The 15,793-nt window shown below is 63.6% G+C and carries 13 protein-coding genes and 1 pseudogene; 5 read left to right on the top strand and 9 right to left on the bottom strand.

What is annotated here, in order from left to right; translation table 11 throughout:
• Positions 1-45: 45 nt before the first annotated feature.
• From BGRAMDRAFT_RS24215 to BGRAMDRAFT_RS24205, 4 genes and pseudogenes are all read right to left on the bottom strand, one after another.
• Entirely contained in the window at positions 46-852 is an 807-nt protein-coding gene (locus tag BGRAMDRAFT_RS24215; RefSeq protein ID WP_006051498.1) for an NAD-dependent epimerase/dehydratase family protein, read from the bottom strand.
• Positions 849-1,157 carry an FCD domain-containing protein gene (locus tag BGRAMDRAFT_RS35555; RefSeq protein WP_232292360.1) on the bottom strand — a complete coding sequence of 103 codons (309 nt, stop codon included), beginning with the start codon at positions 1,155-1,157 and terminating at the stop codon, positions 849-851. Before BGRAMDRAFT_RS35555 ends, BGRAMDRAFT_RS24215 begins: the two co-directional genes overlap by 4 nt.
• 244 nt (positions 1,158-1,401) lie before the next feature.
• Positions 1,402-1,527: pseudogene (locus tag BGRAMDRAFT_RS35550) on the bottom strand (GntR family transcriptional regulator); the annotation flags it as partial.
• Between the two features lie 145 nt (positions 1,528-1,672).
• Positions 1,673-3,412, bottom strand: coding sequence for an IlvD/Edd family dehydratase (locus tag BGRAMDRAFT_RS24205; RefSeq protein ID WP_006051496.1), 1,740 nt, complete (start codon positions 3,410-3,412; stop codon positions 1,673-1,675).
• A 136-nt stretch (positions 3,413-3,548) separates the two neighbouring features.
• On the opposite strand from BGRAMDRAFT_RS24205, the gene BGRAMDRAFT_RS24200 reads away from it, so the two are divergent.
• Together BGRAMDRAFT_RS24200 and BGRAMDRAFT_RS24195 are read left to right on the top strand one after the other, a co-directional pair.
• Positions 3,549-4,547 carry a 2-hydroxyacid dehydrogenase gene (locus BGRAMDRAFT_RS24200; protein WP_006051495.1) on the top strand — a complete coding sequence of 333 codons (999 nt, stop codon included), beginning with the start codon at positions 3,549-3,551 and terminating at the stop codon, positions 4,545-4,547.
• Positions 4,548-4,579: 32 nt separating this feature from the next.
• On the top strand, positions 4,580-5,512 hold the full coding sequence (locus tag BGRAMDRAFT_RS24195) for a dihydrodipicolinate synthase family protein (protein WP_006051494.1): 933 nt from the start codon (positions 4,580-4,582) through the stop codon (positions 5,510-5,512).
• A gap of 99 nt (positions 5,513-5,611) precedes the next feature.
• Here BGRAMDRAFT_RS24195 and BGRAMDRAFT_RS24190 read toward each other — a convergent pair whose 3' ends face one another.
• The 4 genes from BGRAMDRAFT_RS24190 to BGRAMDRAFT_RS24175 all read right to left on the bottom strand — a co-directional run bounded on the left by BGRAMDRAFT_RS24190 (position 5,612) and on the right by BGRAMDRAFT_RS24175 (position 11,262).
• On the bottom strand, positions 5,612-6,778 hold the full coding sequence (locus BGRAMDRAFT_RS24190) for a mandelate racemase/muconate lactonizing enzyme family protein (RefSeq protein ID WP_044021828.1): 1,167 nt from the start codon (positions 6,776-6,778) through the stop codon (positions 5,612-5,614).
• Positions 6,779-6,828: 50 nt separating this feature from the next.
• Complete coding sequence (locus tag BGRAMDRAFT_RS24185; protein WP_006051492.1) at positions 6,829-8,121, bottom strand: MFS transporter; 1,293 nt, start codon at positions 8,119-8,121, stop codon at positions 6,829-6,831.
• Positions 8,122-8,259: 138 nt separating this feature from the next.
• Positions 8,260-9,570, bottom strand: coding sequence for an MFS transporter (locus BGRAMDRAFT_RS24180; RefSeq protein ID WP_006051491.1), 1,311 nt, complete (start codon positions 9,568-9,570; stop codon positions 8,260-8,262).
• 144 nt (positions 9,571-9,714) lie between these two features.
• The gene (locus tag BGRAMDRAFT_RS24175; protein ID WP_006051490.1) at positions 9,715-11,262 is read right to left on the bottom strand and encodes a UxaA family hydrolase; all 1,548 of its coding nucleotides are present in this window, start codon (positions 11,260-11,262) and stop codon (positions 9,715-9,717) included.
• A 237-nt stretch (positions 11,263-11,499) separates the two neighbouring features.
• Between BGRAMDRAFT_RS24175 and BGRAMDRAFT_RS24170 the strand changes: the two genes are divergently transcribed.
• The 3 genes from BGRAMDRAFT_RS24170 (at position 11,500) to BGRAMDRAFT_RS24160 (ending at position 14,638) form a co-directional block, all read left to right on the top strand.
• On the top strand, positions 11,500-12,438 hold the full coding sequence (locus BGRAMDRAFT_RS24170; protein ID WP_006051489.1) for an SMP-30/gluconolactonase/LRE family protein: 939 nt from the start codon (positions 11,500-11,502) through the stop codon (positions 12,436-12,438).
• Between the two features lie 100 nt (positions 12,439-12,538).
• Positions 12,539-13,306 (top strand): N-acyl homoserine lactonase family protein, encoded by a 768-nt coding sequence (locus BGRAMDRAFT_RS33295; RefSeq protein WP_006051488.1) that lies wholly within the window; start codon positions 12,539-12,541, stop codon positions 13,304-13,306.
• A 27-nt stretch (positions 13,307-13,333) separates the two neighbouring features.
• Complete coding sequence (locus BGRAMDRAFT_RS24160) at positions 13,334-14,638, top strand: MFS transporter (protein WP_006051487.1); 1,305 nt, start codon at positions 13,334-13,336, stop codon at positions 14,636-14,638.
• 135 nt (positions 14,639-14,773) lie between these two features.
• Here the strand turns inward: BGRAMDRAFT_RS24160 and BGRAMDRAFT_RS24155 are convergent, their stop codons facing one another.
• On the bottom strand, positions 14,774-15,130 hold the full coding sequence (locus tag BGRAMDRAFT_RS24155; RefSeq protein ID WP_232292350.1) for an MFS transporter: 357 nt from the start codon (positions 15,128-15,130) through the stop codon (positions 14,774-14,776).
• Between the last annotated feature and the right edge of the window lie 663 nt (positions 15,131-15,793).

Below are 15,793 nucleotides of genomic sequence, written 5' to 3'. Positions count from 1 at the left end.
CGGCGCAAAAGACTATGGCGAACACGGCCGGACGGTGGACTCCGGCTAGTCGATCAGTTGCGGATCGCCGTCGAATTCCACCAGGCAACCGAAGCCGCCGTGAAAAAGCGCTTCTCGCGGATCCTCTTCTTTGCCGGACGACGCGATCCGCGCGGCGTGCAGTTCCGCGTCATCCTGCGGCGCGTAGCCGAGCCGGCGAAGGTTGGCGTTGTCCCACCGGTTACGCGCATTGCCGGACACGCCGTATACGATCAGGAAGTGGTAGTCGGGATAGTCGATGCAGCGCTTCGTCAGTTGCACCGTGTCGCGGTGACTGATCCAGGTGAACAGATGGCGCGGCTCGGTCGGCGTATCGTCCGGACGGAACGAGCCGATCCGCATGCACGCCACCGACAAGCCGTGTTTGTCGGCATACATTCGCCCAAGCGCTTCGCCGAATACCTTCGAGACGCCGTAACGGCTATCCGGACGCGGCGCGACCGTATCGTCGATCATCCGGTCGCGCCGGTGAAATCCCACCGCGTGATTCGAACTGGCGAAGACGACACGCTTCACGCCGGCTTGCCGTGCAGCCTCGAACACGTTGTAGCAGCCTTCGATATTCAGGTCGCGGACCTTTTCCCAGCGATCCTCGTCGGGAACGCCGGCGAGATGCACCACGACATCCACGCCCTGCATGACCGGCAGCAACTCCGCGAGCCGCGTGATGTCGGCACTGAGGACTTCCTCGCCTTCGCCCGCGGGAGCCTGCGGCACGATGTCGGCGAGGCGCAACTGATACTGCCCGCGCAGACCCGCACGCAACGCCCTGCCGATATGGCCGGCTGCGCCGGTGATCAATACCCGTTTCATTCGATGTCTCCATTCGAAGCCGTTGACCCGTATGCCGCAGCCGCCAGCGAGCGCTGGTGATGCGCGTCGAGATACGCATCGCGCGACGGCACGAGATGTTCGCGGCATAACTGGATCAGATGTTCTCGATCGCTGCGCAGCAACGCGTCGATCATCTGATGATGCTCGGCACGCGCTTTTTGAAGGTACTGCGGGAACACGATCGACACGGAACGGATCGCGTGTGTGCGCCGTTCGTATTCGTGAATCGCGTCCACCAGCACCTGGTTGCCCGACAACGCAAAGAAAGCCCGGTGAAACGCCATGTTCACGCGGGAACACGGCGCGCAGATCGCCCGCGATCGCCGCGACATCGTGCCTTGCCTGGATCGCTTCAAGTTCGGCGAGTTTCGGGGCTTCGACGGGAAACAGGATCCGGCCTGCCGCGTCGCTCTCGAGCAGTTCGCGCAACGCATACAGTTCCGTCACTTCACGCGCGCTGAACGACTTCACCAGTGCGCCCACATGGCGGCGCCGCTCGACGAGACCGCGCCGCTCCAGCTCGCCCAGCATCTGGCGTGCGACGTGCCGCTTCAGGCCGAAGCGCTCGCACAGATCGTCTTCGACAAGCCGCTCGCGCGGATGCAGCACGCCGAGCACGATCTGCTCTTCGAGATGATCCGCGACCCGGCGCATCGTTTCGTCGGTGTTGCGGTCGCGAATCGCGGCGCCGCTCGCCTTCGCGAGTTTCATCGTAACAGCGTTGCTCATACCGGAGACGTCCAGTCAGTGGCCAAAACGGCAGATCGTAGCGCAAAACACGCACCACGCGGCGCTGGTTTCAAGTCCCGTCCCCCGGCACCGTGGCGACGGTCCTGACCGCTTTGAGGAAGTCGAAGTCACAGCCTTCGTCGGCCTGCGTGATGGTCGTCAGGAAGAGCTTGCGATAGCCGCGCTCCTCGGGATCGACTTCGCGCGGCGGTAGCGCGGCGAGCCGCGCCGCGATCTCTTCACCGTTGACCAGCAATTCGATGGATCGTTTCGCCACACTCAAACGGATTCGGTCGCCCGTGCGAACGATGGCAAGCGGTCCGCCTATCGCCGCCTCGGGCGTGACGTGCAACACGACCGTGCCCGACGCCGTGCCGCTCATGCGGCCGTCGGAGATGCGCACCATGTCTTTCACGCCGAACCTACCGAGCTTGCGCGGAATCGGGATATAGCCCGCCTCGGGCATGCCCGGCGCGCCGACCGGCCCGATCTGCTTGAGCACGAGCACGTCGTGCGCTTCGACGTCGAGGTCCGGATCGTCTATGCGGCGCGCGAGATCCTCGGCATTCTCGAACACGACCGCGCGCCCTTCGTGCTCCATCAACGAGGGATTGGCGGCCGACTGCTTGATGATGGCGCCGCCGGGCGCGAGGTTGCCCTGCAGCACGGCGATGCCGCCCTGCGGAAAAATCGGCTTGCTGCACGGCCGCACGACGTCTTGCGCAAAGCCCGGCGGCGCCGCGTCGAGTTCCTCGCCAAGGGTGCGGCCGGTCACCGTCAGCGCGTCCAGATGCAACAGCGCCTTCATTTCGCGCATCACCGTGTTGAGGCCGCCCGCGCGATGCAGATCCTCCATGTAATGCTGGCCTGACGGCTTCAGGTCCACCAGCACCGGCGTCTCGCGCGCAAAGCGGTCGAGTGCGGCGAGATCGATCTTGATGCCGAGCCGGCCCGCGATCGCGGTCAGATGGATGATGCCGTTCGTCGAGCCACCGATCGCCAGCAGCACGCGCAGCGCGTTTTCAATTGCCTTCGGCGTCAGGATTCTGGCGGGCGTCAGGTTCGCGCCGATCATCGCCACTGCCTGCGCGCCGGTGCGCTCGGCAATGCGGATCCGGTCAGCGCTCACGGCAGGCGGCGACGCGCCGCCCGGCAGCATGATGCCCAGCGCCTCCGCAATGCAGGCCATCGTGCTCGCAGTGCCCATCACCGAGCAGGTGCCGACGGTCGCCACCAACTGGTTGTTCACCGCATCGATCTCGGCTGCGTCGATCTGGTCGCCGCGAAAGCTGGCCCAGAAACGGCGGCAGTCCGTGCACGCGCCCACGCGCTCGCCACGATGCGAACCGGTCAGCATGGCGCCCGTCACGAGCTGGATTGCCGGCACGTTGGCCGCCGCCGCGCCCATCAGTTGCGCGGGCACCGTCTTGTCGCAGCCGCCGATCAGCACGACCGCATCCATTGGCTGCGCGCGGATCATCTCCTCCGTATCCATCGACATCAGATTGCGCAGATACATGCTGGTCGGATGCGAAAAGCTCTCGGCGATCGAGATTGTCGGAAATTCGACGGGAAGGCCGCCCGCCAGCATCACGCCGCGCTTGATCGCCTCCACCAGTTGCGGCGCGTTGCCATGGCACGGGTTGTACGCGCTCCCCGTGTTGGCGATGGCGACGATCGGGCGCGACAGCGCGTCGTCCGTATAGCCGGCGCCCTTGATGAACGCCTTACGCAGGAACAGCGAAAAGCCTTCGTCGCCGTAGTTGGTCAGCCCCTTGCGCAAGCCGCTGGATTTGCTGTTCTCACCCATGCCGTCGTCCTCGATCAAATTATCAATAATATTGACGATGATTCTATCGGGACTTATAGTGAGCCGCAAGTAAGCGCTTTCTAAAATTTCAACGAGTGCGCCGAACCATCGCCCTTCCGTTCTCAAGGATGTCCTGATGAGGAAACGCATCGTTGCGTACCGAAAGTTGCCCGCCGCCGCTGTGCGGATTCTCGAAGCCCAGTTCGACGTCACATTCGTGGACGCCGACGCCGACCGTGCCGCCTTCTGCGAGGCGCTGGCTGGCGCCCACGGCGCGATCGGCAACAAGCTCAAGCTGGGCGCTGAACTGCTCGACGGCGCGCCGGTGCTCGAGGCCGTCTCGACCGTCTCCGCCGGCTACGACGATTTCGATGTCGCCGAACTCACGCGCCGCGGCATCGTGCTGTGCAACACCCCAGACGAAGTGACCGAAACCACAGCGGACCTCGTATTGGCGTTGATGCTCGCCGCCGCACGCCGCGTCGCGGAGCTGGATGCATGGACACGGCGCGGCGAATGGCGCGCGTCGTCGGGGCCGGCGCAGTTCGGCGTCGACGTGCATCACAAAACACTTGGCATTGTCGGCCTGGGTCGTATCGGCGCCGCGGTGGCCCGTCGCGCGGCTCTCGGCTTCGGCATGAACGTGCTGTATTCGAACCGCTCGCGCCATCCCGCCGCGGAACAGGCGTACGGCGCGCAGTGGTGCCCGCTGCCGGAGCTGCTTGGCGAGGCCGACTTCGTGTGTGTGCTCGTGCCGCTGTCCGCCGCGACCGTGAAACTGATCGGCGCAGCCGAACTGCGCCTGATGAAGCCCAGCGCGATCCTGATCAACTGCGCGCGCGGCCAGGTGCTCGACGAAACCGCGCTGACCGATGCGCTGCGTGAAGGCCGCCTTCTCGGCGCAGGCCTCGACGTGTTCGAACGCGAGCCGCTTCCCGCCGATTCACCGCTTTTCGCGCTGCCGAACGTGACGTTCGTGCCGCACATCGGTTCAGCCACCCGGCAGACCCGCGAAGCGATGGCTCACCGTGCCGCGCTGAATCTGCTCGACGCACTCCAGGGCCGCCACACTGCGACCTGTGTCAACCCCGAAGCGCTCGAATCGCGCCCTCAGTCTCAACACCGCGCGGTCTGACACCGCGCCCATCCGTTCAGGAGGATCAACCCATGAATCCAGCCAGCCGGCCACGCGGCGTCTATTCGCCCGTCGTCACGCCGTTCAGCAACGATCTGCAGCCCGATCACGACCGCTTCTTGCGCCACTGCCGCTGGCTCATCGAACAGGACGTGGGATTGGCCGTCTTCGGTACGAATTCCGAGGCGAACTCGCTGTCGGTCGACGAAAAAAAACGCCTGCTCGACACGCTGGTGTCGGCGGGCCTGCCGGTCGAACGCATGATGCCGGGCACGGGCTGCTCGGCATTGACCGATTCGGTCGAACTAACCCGGCACGCGATCGCATCGGGCTGCCGCCACGTGCTGATGCTGCCGCCGTTCTACTACAAGGGCGTCAGCGACGACGGCATTTTTCGCAGCTATGCCGAGATCATCGAACGGGTCGGCTCGGACGCATTGCGTATCTACGTCTATCACATTCCGCAGGTGTCCCAGGTAGCGCTCGGTCTGCCGCTGATCGACCGTTTGCTGAAGGCGTATCCACGCATCATCGCGGGTGTGAAGGACAGCGGCGGCGACTGGGACCACACGCAGGCGATGCTCGAACGCTTTCAGCCGCAGGGCTTCGACGTGTTCGCCGGAAACGAGACCTTCCTGCTCGCGACCATGCGCGGCGGCGGCGCCGGCTGCATCACCGCGACAGGCAATGTGAATCCCGCCGCGATCGTCGATCTGTACCGCGACTGGCAAGCCGCCGATGCCGACGCGCGGCAGCAGGCGCTCGACGCGATCCGTGCCGTGTTCGCGAAGTTCCCGATGATCCCCGCGTTAAAAGGGGCGCTCGGCATCTATTCGCAGGATGAAGGCTGGGGCGTGGTCAGGCCGCCGCTCGTCGCGCTCAACGACGAGCAGCGCGCGGCATTGAAGGACGCGCTGGCGAACGCGCATTTCGCCATGCCGGGCATCGAGGCCGCGCTCGCCTGAAGCGCGTTGGCCGAATCAGCAAAAGAAACGGACGCGTCGTGCGTCCGTTTCTTTCTCCAGGCTTGTGCGACGACGAACGTGGTGATGAGGCGCGCTGTATCAACCCCACGCGTCGATTGCGTACCGCTCCAGCGCGGTATCGTCGAAACGGAAGCCGAGCCCGGCGCCGGTCGGTACTTTCAGCATGCCGTCCGCGAACTCCAGTTGCGTGTCGACGAGACGCCGGAAGTTCAGCACCTGATCGTCAGGAAAATATTCGACGTAGCGCGCGTTCGCCGTCGACGCGACCAGATGCACGTGCAGGTCGTGGAACCAGTGCGGACACATCGTCACGCCCGCGGCGGCGGCCGCCGCCGCGATCCGCCGCCACTCGCTGATGCCGCCGCACACCGCCGCGTCGGACTGCAGGATCATTGCCGCGCGTTTGTCGAGCAATTCCTGATGCCGCCAGCGGCCCGCTTCGATTTCACCGGTCGCCACCGTCACGGTGCTGCGCCTCGCGAGTTGCGCGTGGCTTTCTATATCGTCGGGGCTGAACGGCTCCTCGATCCAGTAGGGCTCGTAGGCGGCGTAGCGGCGCAGATGCTCGAGCGCCGTGGGCACATCCGACCATGCGTTGTTCGCATCGAGCATCAGCAGCACGTCGTCGCCGATCGCGCTGCGCGCCGCTTTCACGCGCGCCTCCTCCGCGCGCGGGTCGAGCCGCCCCACTTTCATCTTCACCGCGCGGAAGCCCAACGCCACGTAGCTCGCCATTTCCTCGCCGAGATGGGCGGGCGTCTTGCCGTCGACGTAGTAGCCACCGCTCGCGTACGCGGGCACCCGGTCGACGGACATCGCACCGAGGTAACGGCTGAGCGGCAGGCAGGCCGCGCGCGCGTTGCGGTCCCACAGCGCAATGTCGATGATCGACAGCGCGCGCATCACGCATCCCGCCCGCCCCTGCAGCAACGACTCCTGATACATCTCGCGCCACAGCCCTTCGACCTCGAGTGCCGAACGATCGCGAAGCATGGGCGCGAACAACTCGCGCACCGCATACGTGACGAGCATGCCGGCACGGCTGCCGCTGTAACAGAAGCCGATACCCTCATGACCGTCGGCGGTTTTCACGCGCACCACCGTGTAATCGCGCGCGGCAACGACGCGGTTCGAAAAGGCCGTATGGCGGTCGAGCGGAACGCGGATCGTACGCGCGTCGACCGACACGATCCGCGACGCCGACTGATACGCGGTCTGCAAATGTTCAGTGCTTGCCAGATTCATGATGAGGTATGAAAAAAGTAAAGTCATGCGGGTTTGGGACCAGGGCCGGGTCAGTTCGGCGAATGCGCGGCCACGCGCGCCGGCACGGAGGGACGGCTATGAATGAACAGCAGCATGGCGAGCACGCCGGCGAAATCTATCGTTGCTCCGAACAGGAACGCGCTGTGATAGCCGCCGAAGTACTGGATCAGAACGCCCGTCAGCGCCGGCCCGATGATCCCCGACAGGTTGCTCAGGAAATGGATGAAACCACCCACGCCGCCTTGCCGGTGCAGCGGCAGGATTTCGTGCTGGATAGCCCAGATCGACTGACACGAGCCCGTGAGGAACAGCAGCGCGGCGGCGATCAACGCGACCGCCGCCGTCAGCGAACCGGCGGATGTGATGCTCAGCACCGCGACACCCGACAGCGCAAGCGGAATCGTCGCCACGAGCTTGCGCGCCTTGACCGGGTCGTCCATGCGCTTGTAGATGAAATCGCCGAGCAGGCCGCCGCCGAAATAACCAATCGCTCCGCAGATCCACGGGATCGACGTGATGATGCTCATCGACTTCAGGTCCAGATGCATCTCGTTGGTGAGATAGCTGGGCAGCCATGAGATGAATACGTATTGCGTATAGTTGACCGCAAAAAGCCCGGCGCCCAGCGCCAGCGTGCTCGGTCGGCGCAGATACGCGCCCAGCGTCATGCCGTCGTCCTCGACATTGCGCGCTTCGGCAATCGCGCGGCTCTCGTCGATCAGCTTCGCTTCGCTCTCGCCGACCCGGCGGTTTTCGGCGGGCTTGTCCGTCACGAAGAAGCGCCAGCACGCAAGCCACACGAAGCCGAGCGCGCCTATCACGACAAACGACGCGCGCCAGCCATAACCGAGTGCGATCAGCCCCACCACCGGCCCCGCGACCGCGTTGCCGAGCGTCTGACCGGAAAACGTGAAACCGATCATCGTCGCGGTTTCGTGACGCGGGAACCAGTTCGATATCGTACGATTGGTGTTGGAGCTCATCGGCCCTTCACCGATCCCGAAGAACACGCGGCATAACAGCAGCGAAACGAAACCAGTCGCGGCCGCGGTGAGTCCGCAGAACAGCGACCAGACACCCATCGCCCACGTGAAGACGCGCATCGTCCCCCACTTGTCGGAGAAGTGGCCGCCCAGGAACGAGAAAATCGAGTAGCCGACAAAAAAACTGCTGAAGATAATGCCTAGCTGCGATGGTGAAAGCGCCAACGTCTTGCCGACGATCGGCGCGACGATGCCGAGCGCGGCACGGTCCATGTAGTTGATCGCGCCCGCTGTGAATAACAGTCCGGCTACGACGTAGCGGTATTTTCCGGTGTTCATGTGTCTCCTGCCTCCTGGCTCCTGGCTTGATGTTGCGATGGCGAAAACGCCGCGCCTCTCGCGGGCGCGTGCGTCTACAGTTTGGCGCGGCGCTGCCTTCCCTGAGTCGCCGCGTGCTTCGTGGAAACGTTGTTGCGATTATTGGTTGACCAGTCTCGCGGGCATGCGCGCCAGAATGAGCAGCGCCGAAACGATCAGCGATCCCGCGATCAGGAACAGGCTCGAGTCGAGCGAACCGGTCAGCGTCTTCAGCCAGCCGACCAGCGCCGGGCTGACAAAGCCGGCCAGATTGCCGGTCGAATTGATGAGTGCGATGCCCGCCGCCGCGCCGGTTCCGCCGAGGAACGATGTCGGCAGCGCCCAGAACATCGGCAGTGCGGTAATCACGCCCGAAGCTGCCAGCGTCAGGCCGAGCAGCGCAATCCACGTGTCGTGCCCCGCGTAGGCGCACAGCACGAAGCCGCTGGCCGCGACGATCTGCGGCACGACGACGTGCCAGCGGCGCTCACGCGTGCGGTCGGCGTGACGGCCGACAACCAGCATCGCGACGAGGGCGGTTGCATAGGGCAACACGGTAAGGAGACCGATCGTAAATGAATCCGTGATGCCGGAACCTTTGATGATGGTCGGCTGCCAGAAGCCGACCGCGTAGGAACCCATGACGATGCCAAAGAGGATCGCGCAGAGCGTCCATACGTTCAGCGACGTGAACGTCTGCCGCACGGTTGCGTGGCTCTTGGTGCGCGTCTCCGCATCGATTTCCCCCTGGATGAATTCCCGCTCGTGCTGCGAAAGCCACTTCGCGTTCTTCACGCGGTCGTCGAGGAAAAAGTAGATCGCGGCGCCGAGCACGAGCGCGGGCACCGCTTCGAGTACGAACAGCCACTGCCAGCCGGCCAATCCGCCGTGACCGGCCAGCCGCTGCATGATGAAGCCCGACAGCGGTCCGCCGACAATGCCCGACACCGGGTTGCCCGACATCAGGAAGGCAACCATTCTGCCTCGTCGCCGCGCGGGAAACCAGTACGTCAGATAGAGCACGAGGCCGGGGAAAAAACCCGCTTCGGCGATGCCGAGCACGAAGCGCAGCACGTAGAACATCGTCGGCGACGAGACCCACGCAGTGGCGGCGGAAATCACCGCCCACGTGACCATGATCCGCGCGATCCAGCGCCGCGCGCCGAGGCGGTGCAGCAGAAGGTTGCTCGGCACCTCGAAGAAGAAATAGCCGACAAAGAAAATGCCGGCGCCGAATCCGTACATCGCCTCGCTGAAATGCAGGTCGTTGAGCATCTGCAGCTTCGCGAAGCCGACGTTCACGCGGTCCAGATAGGCGACCACGTAGCAGACGAACAGGAGCGGCATGAAACGCCATGTCACCCTTGCATAGATTGAATCGCTCGAGGGCGCGAGTGCGCTCGGCGCTACTGCCGTGCCATTGGTGCTCAAGGTCGTCTCCGTATATTTGGACCTGTGCTGCTGCAGGCGCCGACGCCACTTTCGCGTGGCTTTGCCGTGCGCCTGATTGGCTTCGGGTCGCCGCTATCAGGCGGCGGCGCTGCGCGACTCCTGTGCCGCGCTCGAGTCAGCGTCTCAGCTCATGATGCCGATTTGCCACGGCACGAACTCATGGTCGCCGAGACCGAGCAGTTCGCTTTTCGTGCGCTCGCCGGATGCGACCTTGAGCAGCGCGTCGAATATTTCCCGCCCCATGCTTTCGATCGATGCAACGCCGTCGAGAATGCCGCCGCAATTCAGATCCATGTCTTCCGTCAGGCGCCGATACATCGGCGTATTCGTCGCGAGTTTCAGCGACGGCACCGGCTTCGCGCCGAACATCGAGCCGCGCCCTGTCGTAAAGGCGATCAGGTTCGCGCCGCCGGCGATCTGGCCCGTGGCCGAAACAGGATCGAAGCCGGGCGTGTCCATGAAAACGAGACCGTGCGCCGTGACCGGCTCGGCGTATCGATAGACCTCCATCAATGGTCCGGTGCCGCCCTTCATCGAGGAACCGATGGATTTTTCAAAGATGTTCGCGAGGCCGCCGACCTGGTTGCCGGGGCTGACCCGGCCATTGATCTGGACGTCGCGATTCACCGAGTACTCGTCCTTCCACCAGCGAATGCGCTCTATCAGCTTCTCGCCGACTTCGCGGCTCGCTGCCCGGCGCGTCAACGTATGCTCGACGCCGTAGATCTCCGGGGTCTCCGACAGGATTGCCGTGCCGCCGTGCCGCACGAGGAGGTCCATTGCCGCGCCGAGCGAAGGGTTCGCCGTGATCGACGAAAACCCATCCGACCCGCCGCACTGCAGCCCAACCTTCAGGTGGCTCGCATCGACGGTAGTCCGCGTCACGCGGTTGGCTTCCGGCAGCAGGGCCTTGACGGCTTCGATGCCGTCTTCGATGGTCTTTCTGGTGCCGCCCGATTGCTGCATCGTGAACGTGTGCAGACGCGGGCCCGGCGCCATGTCTTCCTGGTCGAGCAGCCCTTGAAGCTGGTTGCGCTCGCAACCTAGTCCGACGATCAACGCGGCTGCCAGGTTCGGATGCCGCGCGTAGCCGGCCATCGTCCGGCGCAGCAAGGCCATCGGCTCGCCGCTCATCTCCATGCCGCAACCGGTCGAATGGGTAAAGGCAACGACGCCGTCGACATTCGGATAGTCCGCGAGCCGCTCGGCCGTGAACCACTCGGCGATCCGGTGGGCGACCGTGGCCGAACAGTTCACCGTCGAGAGCACGCCGATATAGTTTCGCGTGCCCACCTGGCCGTTGCTGCGCACGATGCCCTGAAACGTTGCGCGCTCCGCGGCCGGAACGAAATCGACGGCGCGAAAGTCGGCGCCGAACGCGTAGTCGCGATCGAAATCGCGGAACTCGACGTTGTGGCCGTGCACGATCGTGCCCGCCGCGATATCGGTCGCCGCAAAGCCGATCACCACGTTGTACTTCCGGATCGGCTCGCCGCGCCGGAGCGAACGGGCCGCGACCTTATACCCCGCCGGCACCTGGCTGCGGCTGCAGAAATCCTCACTGGGAACGGGCGTACCGATCGCGACATCGATGCGCGCGATGACGACATTGTCGGCGGGGTGCAACCGGATCACCGGCCCGCTGACGGTCTTGCTGGACAACTCGATCATGACTGACGGCCTCGGGAAGTCTCGTGGTGGCGCCGGCCGGCAATCGCCGTTCGACACATGAATCGGTAAACGCTTTCTACAAAGTAATTGAAGGCGGTATTCGCCCGATAGAAAACACAGTAATTTCAGGCACTCTAGGGGAAACTCAGGATAATTTCAATAGAAAGCGCTTACTTTCTTCGACTATACTGCGACTTCCTACGTACCCCGCATACCTCGCAACCGGAGACGGCACCCATGTGGCAGCAGGCCGATCGCTATCCCGATCCGCGCATCATTTCCCTCGATCCGTCGTTCGACAGATACCGCGTCGCCTTCTCCGCGGTCGAGCGGCTGGCGACCGGTTATCGCTGGACGGAAGGACCGGTCTGGTTCGGCGACGGCCGCTATTTGCTGTGGAGCGACATCCCGAACAATCAGATGCTGAAGTGGGAAGAGGAAACCGGCACGGTCAGCGTGTTTCGCAAGCCATCCGGGTTCGCCAACGGCAACACGCGCGATCGCCAAGGACGGCTCGTCACCTGCGAGCATGGCCGGCGCGTCACGCGCACCGAGTACGACGGCACCGTCACCGTGCTGATGGATTCCTTCGAAGGCAAACGCCTTAATTCGCCGAACGACGTGATCGTCAAATCGGACGGCTCGATCTGGTTCACGGATCCGCCCATGGGCATAGCAGGGCACTACGAAGGCAATAAGGCCGAGCAGGAACTGCCGCATTCGGTCTACCGGATCGACGGCGCGACGGGCGAGGCGACAGTCGTTACGCGCGAGTTGAGTGGGCCGAACGGTCTGTGTTTTTCACCGGACGAACGGTTGTTGTATGTCATCGAATCGCGAGGCGTGCCCAATCGCCTGATTCACGTCTACGACATGCATGCCGATGGCCGCCGCATCGGGAAAGGACGGATTTTCCACGATGCAGGCGCTGGGACCATTGACGGAATGCGCGCCGACATCGACGGCAATCTCTGGTGCGGCTGGGGCATGGGCAGCGACGAACTGGACGGCGTGATGGTGATTTCTCCGGCGGGCAAGATGATCGGTCGCATTGCGTTGCCGGAACGCTGCGCAAATCTGTGTTTCGGCGGGCAAAAGCGTAATCGGCTCTTCATGGCCGCGTCGCAATCGATTTATGCCGTGCATGTGAACACGCAAGGCGCGATCGGCGGATGATCATTGAGAACGCGCTGTAAATAAATCCACGCACCGAACCAGGAGTCGGTTGCAACAGCCTGGCGCCGCACACCGCCATGCCGGACAAGGAGTCTTGGAGATGACATTCAGCATCGTGCCCATTCGTTGTGGCGATATCGTCAATCACGAGCGCTCGTGCTTTCTGTACCGCAGGAATTGCGGCGGCGCGCATCTGAATGCACCGTGTATTGCGTGGCTGCTACGCAGCGCGACCCATACGATCGTCGTCGATACCGGCCCAGGCGCGCGCGCACGCGCACCGCAGTGCTACCTCGAGAGCGACGCCGGAATCGACGATCTGTTGCAGTACGGACTGGCGCGCGAAGGCGTCGATCCGGCGTCGGTCGAACTCGTGATCCTCACTCATCTGCACAACGATCACGTGGGCGGAGCGCGACTCTTCACGAATGCGCGCTTTCATGTCCAGGAAGCGGAGTTGAAAGAGGCGGTGTGGCCGGTGCCCTTCCAGAGGCCGATCTACGAAACCAACCAGCACGGCCGCGTACCGCCGTGGACGGACATTCTCGACCGCATGGAGGTGGCCTATGGCGACGCCGACGTGGTGCCCGGCATTCGCGTGCTGCGCCTGCCCGGACATACCGCCGGCTCCCAAGGCGTACTGGTGGACACGCAGGAAGGACCGTATCTGGTCGCGGGCGACCTGATTCCGCTCTACGAGAACTGGCCGCAAGACGGCGGCGAGCCGGTGCCGAACGGCAACCACACGGACCTGCGCGCCTACGACGAAAGTTTCCGGCGGATTGCCGCGCTCGGCGCCCGGGTGCTGCCGGCCCATGAACCACGCGTATTCGAACACATGATTTACCCCCCGCAAGCCTATCGCTGAGCGGTCGGGAACTTCAAGGAGACGGAGATGAAACAGAGATGGTTCCGGCTACTGCCGGTGATGATGATCGCGTTCATCATCGGCTTCATGGATCGCACCAACGTCGGTTTTGCGATTCCCACGATGGGTGGCGAACTCGGCTTGACGTCGTCGATACTCGGCTTCGCGTCGGGCGTGCTGTTTGTCGGCTACGGGATCGCGCAGCCGATCTGCGGCTGGATCGCCGATCGCGGATACGGCAAGCCGATGATCGCCCTGATGATGGTGCTTTGGGGTATCGCCGAAATCTCGCAGAGCGCGGTGCATACCGCGCCGCAACTGGTGGCCGTTCGCTTTGCCATCGGCCTTTTCGAAGGCGGGATATTTCCGACGTTCCTGCTGTTCGTCAAGAACTGGTTCGCACCGTCCGAGCGCGCCCGGGCAAACGGGGTGTGGCAGTTGTGCTATCCGCTCGCCGCGTTGCTGAGCGGACCGATCGCCGGCTACATCCTGCAGTTCGGATCCTGGCGCACCCTGTTCATCATCGAAGGCATTTTCCCGATTTTGTGGGTCGCCGTGTGGCTGTGGGGCGTCGCGGATTCGCCGCGCAACGCGAAGTGGCTGGACGCCGGCGAGCGCGAACGGATTCTAGAACGCATCGCTCAGGAAACCCGTGCCCGCGCGCTGCAAAGCGGACCGCAGGTGGCCGCTTCGTTCGGCTCGCAGATCCGGCGACCGTCGATACTGATCTTCATGGCGTCGATACTGCTCTGGAATGTCGGCTTTCTCGGCTTCGTGATCTGGCTGCCGAGTGTGATCCATCAGCAACCCGGCCTCTCTTCCGCCACGACCGGTTGGCTCTCCGCGATCCCTTATGGTTTCGCGATGCTCGTCATGCCCGTGCTCACGTATTGGTCGGATCGCACGCTCGAACGGCGGCTGCTGTGCGCCATACCGCTCGCGATCGCCGGCATTGCGCTGGCGGTGGGCGGGATCACCTACGCTTCGAACGCATTCGCGGTGAATATGGCGCTACTCGTGGTGGCCGGAGCGATGCTGTACGGCTCGCAGCCCGTCCTGTGGTCGATCGCGACCGAACTGCTGCCGCAGGAAGTTGCCGGAGCGCTAACGGGAACGATCAACGGCGTGGGTGTCATCGGTGCGTTTGCCGGACCGTACATTGTCGGTTACGTGCGGTCGTTGACGAACTCATTTTCGTCAGGACTGCTCGCGATGGGCGTTTCGCTTGTCGCAACCAGCGCGCTGCTTTTGCTGATTACGGAGGTGAGCCGTCCACGGCGGGCAACTCGTTCGAAATCCGTAGCGTTGCAGGCGGAAAGCGGCGGGCACTAAGCGAGGTACTGCGCTGCGCGAACCTTGTCGGAACAAACGCCTCCCGAGCCAGGCCGCCGGCGCTTCACCGCAATCCGCTATGCAGCCTCTCCTTATACGCATACGCAGTCATCAACGTGCACGGGCCAGCGCCAATCACGAACCACGCCGGCGAATACAGATCGCCGTACGCGACACGAGATACGTCGCAATGAACGGCGCCGTTCCGCCCAGCAGCGTGACCGGAATGTTTAGGCTCACCGACAGCCCGGTATAGCGCAGCTTGGTCGGCATGGTCTCAGCCATCGCGCAAAGCACCGTGGCCGAACGCGGTGCGAACGCGAGGCTCATCAGGCACAGGCCCGCGACCGTCTTACCGAAGTCATGCGGATGGAGCAGATGAAACGCCGGGTACGTCCCGAGCATGATGGCGGGCGAACCCACGAGCATCAACGGACGACGGCCGACAATGTCGCTTACGGCTCCTCGCCTTCCCGATGCGGACCTGTCCATCCTGCGACAGGCCAGACTGGAGATCTCCCGGTTCCCGAACAAGGAGCGTGCGCACATGCCAGGTTCTACGACCACGCCGGGTCATCCGGGCGCTCGCGATTGCGCGCTCAGACGTTTTGCCTTCCGCTACACAGACAGCGTCGGCACCCGGAATCAGTTTTTCTATCGTGGCTCAATGGCTGGCCTGTACGTACCCCTGCCGACGCTTCGCCGACATCCTCGCGGATGCCTGCGCACGGCTCGGGGCCGATGTGGTTCGCTATTCCTTCATCGCAGTGGACTTGCACCACTTACTCCTTGCCGGTCTCCCGGCGCACCCGTGTGAAAACGCGCGCTGAACGCAGCCTCCCGAAAAATCGACCGTTCAGATCGCGCTGTATTGGCTTGGTAGCCGCTCGCGAAGGGTAAAGCGACACCCGAAAAACGAGTACTCTCGCGTTTTCACACGCCCTCGACCGAAAGGAGATATCTCACCTACACTCGCTCGAGTTCTCGATGGGGTTTGGGAGGAAGTAGGACGCGAAATCTCGTCGCCCGGACAAACGGCGCCACCGGAGATAACGACGCTCATCATACCGGCGTTGCGAATCAGCTTGCCCCTCGGAGAGCGGTTCAGGACAGCCGCAAACAAGCCAGATTGAAACGCATCGATTTGTGAACACG

It is taken from the genome of Paraburkholderia graminis C4D1M (assembly GCF_000172415.1).
Taxonomy (GTDB): domain Bacteria; phylum Pseudomonadota; class Gammaproteobacteria; order Burkholderiales; family Burkholderiaceae; genus Paraburkholderia; species Paraburkholderia graminis.
This window is presented reverse-complemented; position numbering and strand designations above follow the sequence as displayed.